This is a genomic window from Mesorhizobium sp. C372A (genome assembly GCF_030323245.1).
In the GTDB taxonomy this organism is placed as follows: Bacteria; Pseudomonadota; Alphaproteobacteria; order Rhizobiales; family Rhizobiaceae; genus Mesorhizobium.
Window position 1 is genome coordinate 2,500,184 of sequence record NZ_CP100475.1, and the last position, 14,769, is coordinate 2,514,952.

The following is a 14,769-nucleotide window of genomic DNA, read 5'->3' on the forward strand; positions in this document are numbered from 1 at the left end:
AGCTGGCGGCACCCGCCAGCATCCTCGCGGCGATTATGGCCCTTGCCAAGGGTTTCGCCAGAGACGGAATTGGCGCATCTTTGCTTGGCTTTGAAATTTTCGTCCGCTGGACCAGTCTAGAGGTGGCCCTTTCATTCTGGTATTCTGGTAGGACCAGATTGCCTTGATGTGCAGCAATGACGACTTGGTGACTGCCTGCTGAAGCTATTTTCCTTGTTTCTGGCTGGACCAGAGTGAGCAAAATGGTGCAGATTTGATCGAAAGCCAAGGGATCGGCCGCTGCACGACGGGCGATCCCACGGAAATCAGGGAGAGAACAATGAACATTGCCCCGGGCAAGAGCGCCGTCAGCAATATCCCGTTCGACCAGGCGAGGGTCGACCGGCTGATGGAAGAGGCCGGCATCGATGTTCTGCTCGCGACGTCCAAGCACAACACGCAGTATCTGCTCGGCGGCTACAAGTTCATCTTCTTTGCCGCCATGGATGCGATCGGCCATAGCCGTTACCTGCCTGTCGTCGTCTATGAAAAGGGTGGGCCCGATCATGCCGCCTATATCGGCAACCGCATGGAAGGCGCCGAGCACCAGAACAACCCGTTCTGGACGCCGACGCTGCATGCCGCCTGCTGGGGCACGCTTGATGCTGCCAATCTTGCGGTCGAGCACATCAGCAAGATCGGCAAGGCCGGCGCCCGCCTCGGCATCGAGCCGGCCTTCCTGCCGTCGGACGCCTATGCGCTGATCCGCAAGGCGTTGCCGGAGGCCAGGCTGATCGACGCGACCGGCATGCTGGAGCGCATGCGCGCCATCAAGACGGACGCCGAGCTGGAAAAGCTGCGTATTGCCTCCGAGCTAATCACGGATTCCATGCTGGCGACCATCCAGTGGGCGCATGAAGGCAAGACCAAGGCCGAGATCATCGAGCATCTGCGGCGCGAAGAAACCAATCGGGGCGCGCATTTCGAATATTGCCTGCTGACGTTGGGCGCCAGCCACAACCGCGCGGCGTCACCGCAGGCTTGGAAAAAGGGCGACGTGCTGTCGATCGATTCCGGCGGCAATTATCACGGCTATATTGGCGACCTCTGCCGCATGGGCATTTTGGGCGAACCGGATGCCGAACTGGAAGATCTGTTGGCCGAGGTCGAGACAGTGCAGCAGGCGGCGTTCTCGAAGGTGAGGGCAGGCACCATCGGCGGCGACATGATTTCGCACGCGGAGGGCGTGCTGAAGGCGTCGAAGGTCGCGCCCTATACGGATTTCTTCGCCCACGGCATGGGGCTGATCACGCATGAGGCTCCGTTCCTGATGACCAACCATCCGGTGACCTATGAAGGCACCTATGCCGCCAAGCCGCTGGAGACAAACATGGTGCTGTCGGTGGAGACGACCATGCTTCACCCGACGCGGGGGTTCATCAAGTTGGAGGACACGTTGGCGGTGACGGATACGGGATATGTGATGTTTGGGGATCGGGCGCGGGGGTGGAATAGAGGTGGGATAGCCTAGCTCGGCGCTACCCCCTCACCCGGATTGCCATCCGAATTCCGAAGGGCAATTCGGGGCTATCCGACCTCTCCCCGAGGGGAGAGGAGTTTGCGCCGGCGCTGGCTTCTGCCTCTTCTCCCCTCGGGGAGAAGGTGGCCGCGAAGCGGCCGGATGAAGGGGGCCTTTCGCGATTACTTCCCCGCCGGGATCAGCCTGAAATCCGGCAGCTCCCGCAGCACCAGTTCGGGTCCAGCCGGCGAATAGACAACGAAGAGCTGCATCGGCCCATCGCCCGTGTTCAGCGTCGAATGGAAACGGCTTTCCGGCACATAGATGGTGCAGCCGGGGCCGACCTTGGCGACGACCGGATTGCCCTCCTCGTCCTCGACCATCTGCTCGCCATTGCCCGACATAACGAAGATGATCTCTTCCGCGCCGGGATGGTTGTGGCGCGTGTGTCCCTTGCCTGAGGGCAGGTCGACGACACCGCCGGAAAAGCGCTCAGCGCCATTCACTTCAGGCGCCACCGTCAGCGACAGCTTGCCCCAGTCAAAGCCGAAGGCGCTCACGTCCTTCGGGTATACGAATACCTTGCTCTTGTCGGTCATGATCTCATCCCCTTCTTTTTCTTCTGGTCGTGCAGCATGACGGCCTTGAAATCCGCCGTCTGCCTGGCGATCGCGGCTTCAGCCGGCAGCCGTTCCATCGAACTCGCGCCATAAAAGCCGTGCAGGCCCTTGCAGCGGTCGAGGATGTAGCGGGCATCATCCGGCATCGAGATCGGCCCGCCATGGCAAAGCAGGATGACATCCTTGCGCACCGAGCGCGCCGCGTTGGCGATGGCGTCGATCTCGACCACGCAGTCGTCGAGCGACTTGGCCGACGTCGCGCCGATCGAGCCGCCTGTCGTCACCCCCATATGGGCGACGACAATGTCGGCGCCGGCTTTTGTCATGGCGCGCGCCTCGTCGGGGTTGAAGACATAGGGCGTGGTCAGAAGATCGAGCTTGTGCGCCTCGGCGATCATGTCGACCTCCAGCCCGAACCCCATGCCGGTTTCCTCAAAACTCTGGCGCATGCTGCCATCGAACAGGCCGATGGTCGGGAAATTCTGCACGCCTGAAAAGCCCATCGTCTTCAGCTCGGCAAGCAGCAACGGCATGATGACGAAGGGATCGGTGCCGTTGACACCGGCCAGCACCGGCGTCTTTTTGACCACCGGCAGCACCTCATAGGCCATTTCCTTGACGATCTCATTGGCGTTGCCATAGGCGAGCAGGCCGGCAGCCGAGCCGCGCCCGGCCATGCGGTAGCGGCCGGAATTGTAGATGATGATGAGGTCGATGCCGCCGGCTTCCTCGGCCTTGGCCGACAGGCCGGTGCCGGCGCCGCCCCCGACGATGGGCACGCCGTCGGCGATCATCGCCTTGAACTTCTTCAATATGTCCTTGCGCGGTATTGCGGGCATTTGTTGGCTCTCACTGTCTGGCGATGTCGAGGAAGGCCGCGGTTGCGGCTTTGGCAAATTCCGGATCGTTGATGTGCAACGGCAGGCGTGTGACCCGGCGTGTGGCGCTCGGCCTGATGGTGCGCTCGATGGCACCGAACAGCACGGCGTCGGCTTCGGGGTCGAAGAAGGCGCCGCCCTCGATATCGAGTGCCGAGACACCTTTTTCGGGGATCAGGAAATGCACAGGGCCCTCGCAGCGAGCGAGCCTGGTGCCGATCCACTCGCCTATACCGCGGCATTCGTCCACCGTGGTGCGCATCAGTGTGACGTTGGGATTGTGCTCGTAGAACAGCCGGCCCCTAAACTTCTCGGGAATGGTCGGCGGCGCCCAGAAATTGACCATGTCCAGCGCGCCGACCGAGCCTACATAGGGCAGCTTGGTGCGGGCGATGGCGCCGAAGCGGTCCTCCGTCGCCGGCAGCACGCCGCCGAACAGCAGGTCGCAGACTTCCGTCGTGGTGATGTCGATGACGCCGGCGAGCAGGCCCGAGTCCGCGAGCTTCTCCATCGAGCGGCCGCCGGTGCCGGTGGCGTGGAAAACCATGCAGTCATAGTTGGCGCGCAACTGATCCGCGATGGCGGTCACGCAAGGCGTGGTGACGCCGAACATGGTGAGCCCGAGTGCCGGCTTGCCGGTGGCAGTCGGCGCCGGCCTGGCGGCCATGCCGGCGATTGCCTGCGCCGCATTGTGCAGCACGACGCGTGACAGCCGGTTCAGTCCCGCCATATCGGTGACCGATGGCATCATGATGATGTCGGAGACGTCGACATAGGGCGCGGTGTCGCCGGAGGCGAGCGTCGAGACCATGATCTTGGGCAGCCCAAGCGGCAGCGCGCGCATGCCGGCAGTGATGATCGACGTGCCGCCGCCGCCGCCAATGCCGATCACGCCTGATATGTCGTCGCGCGACTGAATGAAATTTGTGAAGGCGGCGCTCATGCCGGCCACTGCCGTGCCGCGATCATCGATGCCGAGCACGCCACTGGCTCCACCCGGATGATGCGCCGCGACCTCGCTGGCCGGGATATCGACCGGCACCGTGGCACCGCGCGTTCCGATGTCGACGCGGGCAACCGAACTGCCGGTGGCGGCAATAGCATCGGCCAGGAAGGCAAGTTCCTCGCCCTTGGTGTCGGCTGTGCCCACCACGTAGATGCGCTTCATCGCGTTTCTCCCGTCACCGGCCGACCGGCGCCGGGCCGCCTGTCGCCCTTTGCCGGCCTTTCGGTGGGCAAAGGTCATTGCAATTTTTTGAGACGCGCGTATCGTATTGACATGGAAGTCTCACGTCAACAAGCCGCTGGGAACGACGACGCCAACGAGGCTGCCGAACGCGGCCCACGGGCCCGCACAAAACGGCTGATGCTGGAGACGGCGACGCGGCTGATGCAGGCGGGCGTCACCCCGTCGGTCAGCGAAGTCGCGGAGGCGGCGCAAGTGTCGCGCGCCACCGCCTATCGCTATTTCCCCAGCCAGGCAGCCCTGGTGCAGGCGGTGGTTGACGAGGGGCTTGGGCCGATCCTGACCTGGCAATCGACGTCCACCGATGCCGGGCGGCGCGTTGCCGAATTGTTCGATACCGCCATGCCGCGCATCGAAGCTTTCGAGGCAACTTTCAAGGCAGCGCTGAAACTGTCGCTCGACCAATGGGCGCAGCGGCAGGCGGGCACGCTGGGCGGCGAGCCGCAATTCACGCGCGGACATCGCGTCCAGCTGCTGAAGGATGCCATCGCACCGCTCAAGGGCCGGCTGCCGCCGCGCGAGTTCAAGCGCCTGGCGCAGGCGCTGTCGATGATGTTCGGCGTCGAAGTGCTGATCGTGCTGAAGGATATATGGGGGCTCGATAGCCGCGGCATGCGGTCGGTCGCGCAATGGGCGGCGGGCGCCCTTGTGCGCGCCGCGGTGGCGGAATCAACGGCTGAAATCGATGCGGCCCCGACGGCGGCATTGGCGAAATAGCGCCAATCTGGTTCGACCAGATTTGGATGCCCACTATTGATGTTAACCGGGATGGCAGTGCCGAAACAAGGCTCTCCTATATCAACGAGTAGGAAAATTCAGGGAAAACAGTCGGATACATGAAAAATCCGGTTATACAAGGTCCGGTGGTGATCCAAGAAAGAGCTTGACGGCTATCCAAAATTGGTAATACCAGATCAGGAAAGAAAAGGCGGATCGAGAATGACAGCCGCAGTCCATTTCGGCAGGACGAGGAGAATCATACGGATGGCGCGTGTTCCGTCCGCACGAGGTGGCGCATCGTGACGCAGACGTCGCCTCGCGCCAGTGACGGCAAGGGGATTGCGCTGCGCCTCGATGGGCTCAGCAAGGCCTATGGATCCGTGCGCGCCATCAACGACCTGAGCTTCGCCGTCGACGAAGGCCGCTTCTTCGTACTCTTCGGGCCGAGCTCCGTTGGCAAGACGACGACGCTGCGCACTATCGCCGGCCTCGTCAAGGCCGACTCCGGCACGCTTGAGATCGGCGGCCGCGACATGGCCCATGCGCCGATCGCCGGCCGAGGCATCTCGATGGTCTTCCAGTCTTTCGCGCTTTACCCCCACCTCACGGTCTATGACAATCTCGCCTACCCGCTGCGCGAGGAGAAAGCCGCGCGCGCCGAGATTGACAAGCGGGTGAAAGAGACCGCCGAGATCCTGAAGCTGACACACCGCCTGAAGGCCAAGCCGGCAACCCTGTCCGGCGGAGAGCAGCAGCGCGTCGCGCTCGGCCGCTCCCTGATCCGCCGGCCAAAGATTCTTCTGCTCGATGAGCCGCTCACCAATCTCGACGCCAAGCTTCGGCACGAGACGCGCGCCGAGCTGAAGCGGCTGCACCGCCAGTTCGGCATGACCGTGATCTATGCCACGCCCGACGAGATCGAGGCTCTCTCGATGGGCGAGACGATCGCCGTCATGCGCGATGGGGGCATCGTCCAGATCGGCACGCCAGACGAGCTTTACGAGCAGCCGATCGATACCTATGTCGCCAGCAAGATCGGCTCGCCGCACATGAATCTGTTCACGGCCTCGGTGCGCGCCGACACCAGATCTTTCGACACGCCGCTCGGGACTCTGGTTCCGGCGACGGCGCCAAAGACTGCCGATGCCAACGAGGCCGCGCTGATCGGCATTCGCCCGAGCGACATTCGGCTCGCCGCCAAGGGCGAAGCCGGGGTTGCCTCGAAGGTGCATCTGGTCGAACCGCTCGGCGACATAACGATCGTCTCGGTCGAGGCCGGCGGCGAGATGTTGCGCATGGTGCTGCCGGAAGCGATCGCCGCCAGCATCAGGACCGGCGATTCGGCATCGATCGCCATCGATAACAGGAAAATCCACGTCTTCCGCGCCGCGAGCGGCCAGGCAATGACCTGACTCGAAAGGCGAGAAGCAATCCGGTTAACCAAGGGAGGAAACGCGAATGACGGCGATGACCAAACTGAAAGGGCTAGCGACAGCCGCAAGCTTCGCTGCCACACTACTGGTGGGAGGCGTGACCTATGCCTCTGCCGAAGAAGTGACGTTGACGATGGCGGTGCCGGATTGGCCCCCGACCCGCATTATGAAGAAGTTCTTCGACGAGCAGTACAAGCCGAAGTCTGGCAATACTGTGAAGCTCGATGTGGACTTCATTCCGTGGCCGGATTTCTACACCCGCGTCAACGCCTCGTTGACCTCGGGCGAAAAGAAGTACAACTTCATCGTGTCGGACTCGCAGTGGCTGGGCGCCTTCGTCGAAGGCGGCTACTTCCGCAAGATCAACGATCTCATCGATGCCGACCCGGAACTCAAGGCGACGATGGAGTCGATGCATCCCGCCGTGCTCAACGCCTACTCGACCTATCCCAACAGCACGCCGAACTACTACGGCTTCCCGCAGTTCCCGGACGTGCTGGTCACCTACGGCCGCAAGGACGTGCTCTGCAACAACGACGAGCAGGCCGCCTACAAGGCGAAGTACAATGAGAAGCTGCCCTGCACCGGCGAAGAAATCGACGCCATGGACTGGAACACGTTCGAGCATGTTGGCGAATTCTTCCAGCGCAAGAAGGGCGACAAGCTCGCCGGCCAGGTGCTGGATGACGATTTCTATGGCATCGCCTATCAGGCAGGCAAAGGCTACGACTTCTCGACGAGCTCGGTCCACACGTTCGTCTGGGAGCATGGCGGCGGCATCTGGGATGAAACCAAGGCCCCGACCGGACATGCCGAAGGCGTCGTAAACTCCCCGAAGTCCATCGAGGGCATGGAGCATTTCCTCAAATTGCTGAAGTTCATGCCGCCGGTGGTCAAGACCGGCACCATGGACATCTTCGTCTCGGACCAGTTGTTCCGTGAAGGCAAGGTGGCCATGAACATCGACTGGATCGGTCTCGCCGAAGCCTCGCTCGATCCCAAGACGTCGAAGGTTGCCGACAAGCTGGTGTTCGGATTGGCGCCAGGCCTGCGCGGTGCCGACGGCAAGGTGAATCGTACGTCACAGATCGGCGGACAGCCTTTCGTTCTCACCACCTGGACGACGCCTGAGCAAATCAAGGAAGCGGTTGGCTTCGTGAAGTGGTGGCTCTCGCCTGATATCCAGCACCAGTTCGCCGCCGGCGGCGGCCAGTCCGCGATCAAGTCGGTCTACAGCGATCCGAAGTATGTGACCTATCGTCCGTGGGACCGCGCCTGGGCGAACTCGCTCGACTGGCAGAAGGACATGTGGCACGTGCCGCAGTTCTTCGAACTGCTCACCCAGCAGCAGGACCAGTACGACCTAGCCATCACTGGCAAGCAGGACGCCAAGACCACCTTGGATAACATCGCCAAGTTCCAGGAGGACCTCCTGAAGAACGATGGTCTTATCCAGTAACCTTCCGACATAGCTGCGGGGAGCGGGCAAAAGCCGCTCCCCGTCATTGCCACTTCAGGCGCTCCATATTTCGGACTCCCATGACCGCTGTTTCAAGCACGCTGCTGACACCACGCCTTACCGCGGTTGTTGCCCACAACTGGAAACTCGCCATCGCTGTCGCTGTCGTCGTGTCGGCCATATCAATGGCGGGCTTGCCTGCGGCTGTCTCCTTCTGGGTGGTGGGCGCCGCGGTGGCGTTGGTCGCGGCCGCATTTACCGTCAACGCGTATCGCCGCCACTACTTCGGCGCCTTGCTGGTCGCTCCGGCAATCGCCGTTCTGTTTGTGATGAATATCTTCCCCCTGCTGTGGTCGCTGGGCCTTTCGTTCTTCGCCTACCAGGCAAACCAGCAGACGATCCGCTTCGTCGGACTCGGGAACTACATCCGGATCCTTACCAACGATCTCGCTGCTCACGCGACTTGGGGCGCGCTGATCAACACCGCCATGTTCGTCGTGTTCACCGTCTCCGCGCAGATGATCGTCGGCTTTCTGCTGGCCATCCTGTTCGCCAAGCAATTTCCGCTGCGCAAGTATTTGTTGATCCTGGTGCTGACACCGATGATGCTTTCGGTTGTCGCCTCTGGCGTGTTCTTCACCTACTACTATGACCCGACATTCGGGATTCTCAGCTACGTCATCAATTCCATCTCCGGCAACCAGTTCATCCTGATGAGCAACAAAGTCGGTGCCGTGGCGGGAATCGTTTTCGCCGACGCATGGATGTGGTCGCCCTTCGTCATGCTCCTTGTGCTGGCGGGCCTCGTCTCGGTGCCGAAATACCTTTACGAGGCCGCTGCCATCGACCGTATTTCCAGCTGGCGGCAATTCTGGATGATCACCTTCCCCTACATCCGCGGCCTTCTGATGTTGGCCCTTCTCTTCCGCACCATCGAGGCATTCAAGCTGGCGGATCTCGTCATCCTCCTCACCAAGGGCGGCAACGACACGCTGACGATCTCCTATCACTTGATCCGCATCGCCAACGAGCAGAACAAGACGAGTGAGGGCGCGTCGATCTCCTATCTGATGCTGTTCATGGTGATCGTTCTCACCAACCTCTACCTGTACCTCGCAAACCGCCGTACGCAGGGAGCCTAACCCGTGACCGAATCGATATTGGGAAAGCTCGGCTTCCGCAGGGCCAGCGGAGTAGACGAGGCCGGCTGGGGGCGGACGCTCGCCGTGGCCGTCGTCGCCTTTATCTATTTTCTGCCGGTGCTGTTCATCATATTCACCGCCTTCAAACCGCAGGGCGACGCGCTTCTGGTGCCTCCGACGCTGTCGCCCACGTCGCTGTTCGGCTTGATTCCGGATCATTTTGTGTTCAAGCCCACGCTCGAAAATTTTGGGTCCGTCTTTTCTCGCTCGATGACGTCGGGCGGTGCCCCGGAAGCGACAGGATTCGACCGTTATTTCTTCAACTCGATCTTCATCGCCTCGGCTTCGGTGCTGCTGGCGCTGGTCATCGGCACCCTGGCGGCCTTCGGCTTCTCGCGCTATCCGCTGAAAGGCAATGACACCTACCTGTTCATCATCCTGACCACGCGCATGCTGCCGGCGATTGTGGTGATCATTCCGGTGATCCTGATGTTCCGCGTAGTGGGCCTGTCGGGCTCGTATCTCGGCATCATCATGCTCTACACCGCCTTCAACTTGGCCTTCACCATCTGGATGATGAAGAGCTTCTTCGATGAATTGTCGCCAGACGTCGAGGATGCCGCCCGCCTCGACGGATCGTCCGGAATGCGGGTGTTCTTCAAGATTTGCCTGCCCCAGGTCATTGCCGGGCTCGCCGCCACGTTCGTGTTCGGCCTGATCCTCACCTGGAACGAGTTCCTCTTCGCCCTCTTGCTCTCGGGGCCTGACACGAGGACGGTCCCGGTCGCCATGAACCAGGCCGTGTCGTCGGGTGGACGCGGCACCGACTGGACTTTGCTTGCCGCCATCGAAACCCTGTTCCTCGTCCCAGTCTTCCTGGTCACCTTCTTCTTGCAAAACCATCTGTTGCGCGGTGTTACCTTCGGCACGGTGAAGCGCTGAGATGTCAACCATCGAACTCCGCAAAGTCACCAAGCGCTTCGGCTCCTTCACCGCGGTCAAGGACGTTGACCTGTCGGTGGCCGCCGGTGAGGTCGTCTGCCTTCTCGGCCCGTCCGGCTGTGGCAAGACGACGACCTTACGCGTCATCGCCGGGCTGGAAAGCGTCACTGACGGCGAGGTCGTCGTCGCCGGCAAGGTGATGAACAAACTGCCGCCCGAAAAGCGCGACATCGCCATGGTGTTCCAGTTCTACGCGCTCTACCCGTCGGCATCGATCGCCGAGAACATCGCCTTCCCGCTCTATCATGACGGCATTTCCGGGGCTGAGCGGACTGCCCGCGTCAACCGCGTCGCCGCGATCCTTCACTTGGAGCACGTTCTCGACCGGCTGCCGAACCAGATATCCGAGGGCGAAAAGCAGCGCGCCGCCATGGCCCGCGCCATCGTCCGCGACCCCAATTGCTTCCTCTTCGACGAGCCCTTGTCGCGTCTCGATGTCGAACTGCGCCAAACCATGCGTGGCCAGATCAAGGAAGTGCTGCAGGGCCTCTCCAAAGCGACCGTGATCGTGACCCATGACCAGCTCGAAGCGCTCACCATGGCCAACCGCATCGCCATCATGAAGGACGGCCTGATCGAGCAAGTCGGCTCACCGCACGAGGTATTTGCCAAGCCCGCCAATGCTTTCGTGGCGAGCTTCATCGGCACGCCGCAGATGAATCTTCTCGAGGCCGACCTCAAGGCCTTCGCCGATGGCACGGCGGACATGACCGTTGCCGGCATTAGTCTGGCGATCCGCACGGACGCGGCGGTCGCGCGCCTGCAGCCCGGCAAGGTGACGATCGGTGTCCGCCCCCGTGCTTTCACCGTGACCGATACGGGGGACCGTGGCACCATCTCCGCCAGAGCCGAGCTCATCGAGCCCATGGGCGCCGAAACCCTTATTCATGCCCGCACGGCGGCAGGCGCCGACATCCGCGTCGTGGTGACGAGAAGCCAGTGGGTCAAGGTCGGCGAGGCGCTGAATCTACGCCCCGATCCCAGGCAAACCCATGTCTTCGATGGCGCCGGAAAGGCGGTGCGGTCATGAGCGACAGTTCTTCCGGCATGAGCCGCGCCGGCGCGTTCCGCCTCGAGCTCTTCATCATTGGCCTCGGCGTCTTGGCGCTGGTGCTGATCTTTCAACCCTTTTCCATCGGCCTGTACGCGGTCGGCAGCGGTCTCGTGGTGCTTGCCGGGCTCATCAACAACCTGCTGCCGTTGGCCCAGCCGGGCGTCAAGGTGCGCAGTGTGGTGACCGTAGCGCTGGTCGTGGCGCTGGTCTTCTGCATTGCGCTGCTGGTATCGATCACGGCGGCGCATCTCTACGGCGTCTTCTTCCTCAATCCACCGGACCCCAACACTCTCGCCGGCAAGGCGCAGCTCGCCACGCCGCCTTTCTACAAGCAGGCTTTCGTGTGGGAAATCGCCGCCGCGGCGGTGATTCTCGCGCTGATCGTCACCGCTCTCAACAAGACAGCGCGATGATCAGCAGCTGACGCTATCCGGCAGGTCGCGCTCGCGCCCGTCCGCGACGGTCGGTGTGCGTCGCCCTCTCAACTCTCACGCTGTCATCCTCCGGCTTGACCGGAGGACCCGACGCCGAGATCAAGGATCGTGTCGACCGCGCCGCCAAAACACTCAGGATCGAACATCTGCTCGACCGCAAGACCGATCGTCTGTCCGGCGGCGAGATGCAGCGCGTTTCGATCGGCCGCGCCATCGTGCGCAAGCCGCGCGTGTTCCTGATGGACGAACCGCTGTCGGCGCTCGACGCCAAACTGCGCGAGGCGCTGCGCACGGAACTGAAGAACCTGCAGATCCAGCTTGGCGCCACCTTCCTGTTCGTCACCCACGACCAGATCAAGGCGATGTCGATGGGCGACAAGGTGGGCGTGCTCAACCATGGCCGCATCATCCAGACCGGCACGCCGCACGAGATCTATAACAATCCGCGCGATACCTATGTGGCCAGCTTCGTCGGCTCGCCGCCGATGAACCTGATCGATGGCAAGCTGGTCAACGGCCGCGCGGTGATGGCGCCGCTAAATTTCGAACTGCCTTTCTCTGGGGGTGCCAAGGCGGGCGGTGCGACCGACGGTCGCCCGCTCGTCTTCGGTATTCGACCTGAGGATGTGTATCTTGAAAGCGGTGCGCCGGTCGAGGCACGCGTCCACGATGTCGAGAACCATGGCGTGGAAAAGATCCTGACTCTGCGGGTCGGCGACACGACGCTGCGCGCCACGGTGCCGGCCAGAACCGATGTCCAGATCGAGCAGCCGGTGCGCTTTGCCTGGAATCAGGACAAGGTGGTGCTGTTCGACAAGGGCAGCGGCGTGAGCTTGCGGCACGCCAGCTAGTTGCGGTCGAACGACGGCGCCGCCTGACTATTTCTGGAAGTAGGTCTCGTAAGGCGTATCGTTGATCAGCAGGATCACGCACTCCGTCTCTGAGAGGCAGGCGTCGTCGTGCATCTCGTTGGCCTTCTGGGTCCAGTAGGATCCCGGCGGCAATTCGACCTTCGTCGCTTCGCCGCCGTCCATTTGCCAATGCGCCCACAGTCCCTTGATGACCACCGCGCGATAGTCGGCGGTGTGCGCATGAACCGGCGCGCGCCAGTTGCCGGGAACTTTCAGCAAGGTGCCCGCCGGGCCTTTGGCCCGGTCACCCCACAACGGGCCAAGGCGATGCGGCTGGTCTGGCACTTCGGCGACATAGGGGATCTTGTCGGCCGGGAGATAGCTGTCCTCGAGGGCAAAGGCGCGAGCGGGAAAGACGCAAGAAACGGCGAGCGCCAGAAACGCGCTGTCTTCGGCGGCCTGGTGGTCGACAATGCCGGTGTGGCCAGCGCCTTCGCCTATTGTGGCGCTGCGACCTTGCTGGCGGCGATCGTTGTGTTCGCGCGCGGCCCTAAGCGCGTCGAATAGCCGATAGCCATCCTTGGCTGAAGCAGCGGGCCCGAGAACTATCAAGGTTTTCGGGGCGTTGCTTTTGTGGTGAGAGGCCACCGTAGGGTAGACCGCGCGGCCGTCGAAGTCGAAGACCGGCAGGCCGGTGGGATCGAAATCGGCGACGCAGTTGAGGTTGATGTAGGCGCTGCGTTCGCTGCCCTGACTGACATCCTCGGCAAAGGGATGGATGCCGCAGGTGCGGCAGAAGCGATGCGCCATTGCATGATTGCCGAATGTGTAGGTGCCGAGATCGTCGCCCCACGCCAGCACCGTCAGGCTGTCATGCGGGATGGCGGCCAACAGCGCGCCCTTGCGCGAGCAGATCGAACAATTGCACCGCACGGCGCCGGTCAGCTGCGCCTTGAATTCGAACGCAACCTTGCCGCAGTGGCAGCTGCCTTTGTACAGCATCAGTCCCTTCCTATCGCTGGCAGGTGCAAAGGCACGCTGTCCGGGCTATTCCTTCCGCTGACCTAGCGGCCCATATGCCTTAAAGACGCTCCACCTTGACGGAATCCGACATCGACATGCAATCAATCCGCGATCGTCTCGAGATCATCCTGTCACGTCTTGCCAGTTGCGCGGCAGGCGAGAAGGTGTTCACCAAACTCTATGCCGAGGCGGCGCGCGCAGCGGCCGAGGCCACCGATGCGCGCAAGAAGGCCGGCGTATCGCTCGGGCCGCTTGACGGCACCATCGTGTCGATCAAGGATCTGTTCGATGTCGCCGGCGAGCCGACCACGGCCGGGTCGCTGATGCTGAGGGACACCGCGCCCCGTCGGCACGACGCTGCGGTCGTCAGCCGTCTGCGCCAGGCCGGCGCCGTCATCATCGGCAAGACCAACATGACCGAATTCGCCTTCACCGCTATCGGCGACAACATGCACTACGGCACACCGGGCAATGCCGCCGACACCAGCCGCATTCCAGGCGGTTCGTCGTCGGGCGCCGCCGTGTCCGTTGGCGAGGGGACGAGCGACATTTCCATCGGCTCCGACACCGGCGGTTCGGTGCGCATCCCGGCATCGCTGAACGGCGTCGTCGGTTTCAAGCCGACGGCGCGGCGCGTGCCGCTGACTGGTGCCTATCCCCTTTCCGCGACGCTGGATTCGATCGGGCCGCTGGCGCTGAGTGTTGCTGCGTGTGCCCTGGCTGACGCCGCGATGACGGGCGAGCAGATGCCGCAACTGCACCTGCCGTTAGCGCTTGCCGGGCTTCGTGTCGGCATTCCGCGCGGCCTGCTTTTCGAAGACACGGAAACGGAGATTGCCGCCGCGTTCGATCGCAGCCTTGCCGGGATCGAGCAGGCAGGCGCGTGGCTCACGGACATTTCGATCGACGACCTCATTGCCGATCTGCGCCTGGCCACCAAACGCGGCTCGATCGCGGCCATGGAAGGTTCTGAAATCCATGCCGACTGGCTGGCGACGGGCGCATCGGTGCCGGTCGATCCCCATGTCAGCGGGCTGCTGTCGCGGGCGGCGGCCATACCGACGCCGGTTTATATCAGGGCAATGCGTCGTCGCGCGGCACTGTGCATAGCCATGGACGAGCGGTTGGGTTCGGTCGATGTGCTAGCTCTGCCGACCACGCCGGTGACAGCGCCGACTATCGTTTCGATGGCCGAGGATACGGCTCTGCGTGAACGCACCGAAGGTCTGCTGCTGCGCAATACCCAGGTCGCCAACCAGTTCGACCTCTGCGCGATCTCGCTGCCGATGCCCGGCATGACGCTGCCGGCCGGACTGATGCTGGTGGCGCGCAATGGCCACGACCACCATCTGCTGCGCATCGCGGCTGAAGTCGAGCGGCTGCTCCGATAGGCAGCGAGCCGTAGGTCG

At 62.6% G+C, this 14,769-nt stretch carries 13 protein-coding genes and 2 pseudogenes; 10 read left to right on the top strand and 5 right to left on the bottom strand.

Annotation, left to right across the window (positions count from 1 at the left end):
* The first annotated feature begins 319 nt into the window (after nt 1-319).
* Nucleotides 320-1,510 carry a M24 family metallopeptidase gene (locus tag NLY42_RS11845; protein ID WP_023754221.1) on the top strand — a complete coding sequence of 397 codons (1,191 nt, stop codon included), beginning with the start codon at nt 320-322 and terminating at the stop codon, nt 1,508-1,510.
* Between the two features lie 170 nt (nt 1,511-1,680).
* Here NLY42_RS11845 and NLY42_RS11850 read toward each other — a convergent pair whose 3' ends face one another.
* The 3 genes from NLY42_RS11850 to NLY42_RS11860 are packed head-to-tail and all read right to left on the bottom strand — an operon-like array spanning nt 1,681 to nt 4,164.
* Entirely contained in the window at nt 1,681-2,097 is a 417-nt protein-coding gene (locus NLY42_RS11850; RefSeq protein ID WP_023737504.1) for a cupin domain-containing protein, read from the bottom strand.
* Nucleotides 2,094-2,957, bottom strand: a complete 864-nt coding sequence (locus NLY42_RS11855; protein ID WP_023754222.1) for a phosphoenolpyruvate hydrolase family protein — start codon at nt 2,955-2,957, stop codon at nt 2,094-2,096. Before NLY42_RS11855 ends, NLY42_RS11850 begins: the two co-directional genes overlap by 4 nt.
* A gap of 10 nt (nt 2,958-2,967) precedes the next feature.
* Entirely contained in the window at nt 2,968-4,164 is a 1,197-nt protein-coding gene (locus NLY42_RS11860) for a Tm-1-like ATP-binding domain-containing protein (RefSeq protein WP_023754223.1), read from the bottom strand.
* Nucleotides 4,165-4,275: 111 nt separating this feature from the next.
* Here NLY42_RS11860 and NLY42_RS11865 point away from each other — a divergent pair, with 111 nt between their 5' ends.
* The 8 genes and pseudogenes from NLY42_RS11865 to NLY42_RS11900 all read left to right on the top strand — a co-directional run.
* Complete coding sequence (locus NLY42_RS11865; protein WP_023754224.1) at nt 4,276-4,959, top strand: TetR/AcrR family transcriptional regulator; 684 nt, start codon at nt 4,276-4,278, stop codon at nt 4,957-4,959.
* A gap of 302 nt (nt 4,960-5,261) precedes the next feature.
* On the top strand, nt 5,262-6,374 hold the full coding sequence (locus NLY42_RS11870; RefSeq protein ID WP_027048959.1) for an ABC transporter ATP-binding protein: 1,113 nt from the start codon (nt 5,262-5,264) through the stop codon (nt 6,372-6,374).
* A gap of 46 nt (nt 6,375-6,420) precedes the next feature.
* On the top strand, nt 6,421-7,854 hold the full coding sequence (locus NLY42_RS11875) for an ABC transporter substrate-binding protein (RefSeq protein ID WP_023728574.1): 1,434 nt from the start codon (nt 6,421-6,423) through the stop codon (nt 7,852-7,854).
* Nucleotides 7,855-7,934: 80 nt separating this feature from the next.
* Nucleotides 7,935-8,996: a carbohydrate ABC transporter permease gene (locus NLY42_RS11880; RefSeq protein WP_023835039.1), complete on the top strand. Its 1,062-nt coding sequence runs from the start codon at nt 7,935-7,937 to the stop codon at nt 8,994-8,996.
* A 3-nt stretch (nt 8,997-8,999) separates the two neighbouring features.
* Nucleotides 9,000-9,938 (top strand): carbohydrate ABC transporter permease, encoded by a 939-nt coding sequence (locus NLY42_RS11885; protein WP_023728572.1) that lies wholly within the window; start codon nt 9,000-9,002, stop codon nt 9,936-9,938.
* Between the two features lies 1 nt (nt 9,939).
* Nucleotides 9,940-11,028 (top strand): ABC transporter ATP-binding protein, encoded by a 1,089-nt coding sequence (locus NLY42_RS11890; RefSeq protein WP_023733630.1) that lies wholly within the window; start codon nt 9,940-9,942, stop codon nt 11,026-11,028.
* A complete protein-coding gene (locus NLY42_RS11895) occupies nt 11,025-11,465 on the top strand; it encodes a hypothetical protein (RefSeq protein ID WP_023728570.1) in 441 nt (146 codons plus the stop codon). The genes NLY42_RS11890 and NLY42_RS11895 overlap by 4 nt, the downstream gene beginning before the upstream one ends.
* A 116-nt stretch (nt 11,466-11,581) precedes the next feature.
* Nucleotides 11,582-12,337: pseudogene (locus tag NLY42_RS11900) on the top strand (ABC transporter ATP-binding protein); the annotation flags it as partial.
* A 27-nt stretch (nt 12,338-12,364) separates the two neighbouring features.
* Here NLY42_RS11900 and NLY42_RS11905 read toward each other — a convergent pair.
* Together NLY42_RS11905 and NLY42_RS11910 are read right to left on the bottom strand one after the other, a co-directional pair.
* Entirely contained in the window at nt 12,365-12,775 is a 411-nt protein-coding gene (locus tag NLY42_RS11905) for a DUF4437 domain-containing protein (protein ID WP_027048960.1), read from the bottom strand.
* Between the two features lie 222 nt (nt 12,776-12,997).
* Nucleotides 12,998-13,339: pseudogene (locus tag NLY42_RS11910) on the bottom strand (GFA family protein); the annotation flags it as partial.
* A 116-nt stretch (nt 13,340-13,455) separates the two neighbouring features.
* Here NLY42_RS11910 and NLY42_RS11915 point away from each other — a divergent pair.
* Nucleotides 13,456-14,751 carry an amidase gene (locus NLY42_RS11915; RefSeq protein WP_023737510.1) on the top strand — a complete coding sequence of 432 codons (1,296 nt, stop codon included), beginning with the start codon at nt 13,456-13,458 and terminating at the stop codon, nt 14,749-14,751.
* Nucleotides 14,752-14,769 lie beyond the last annotated feature (18 nt).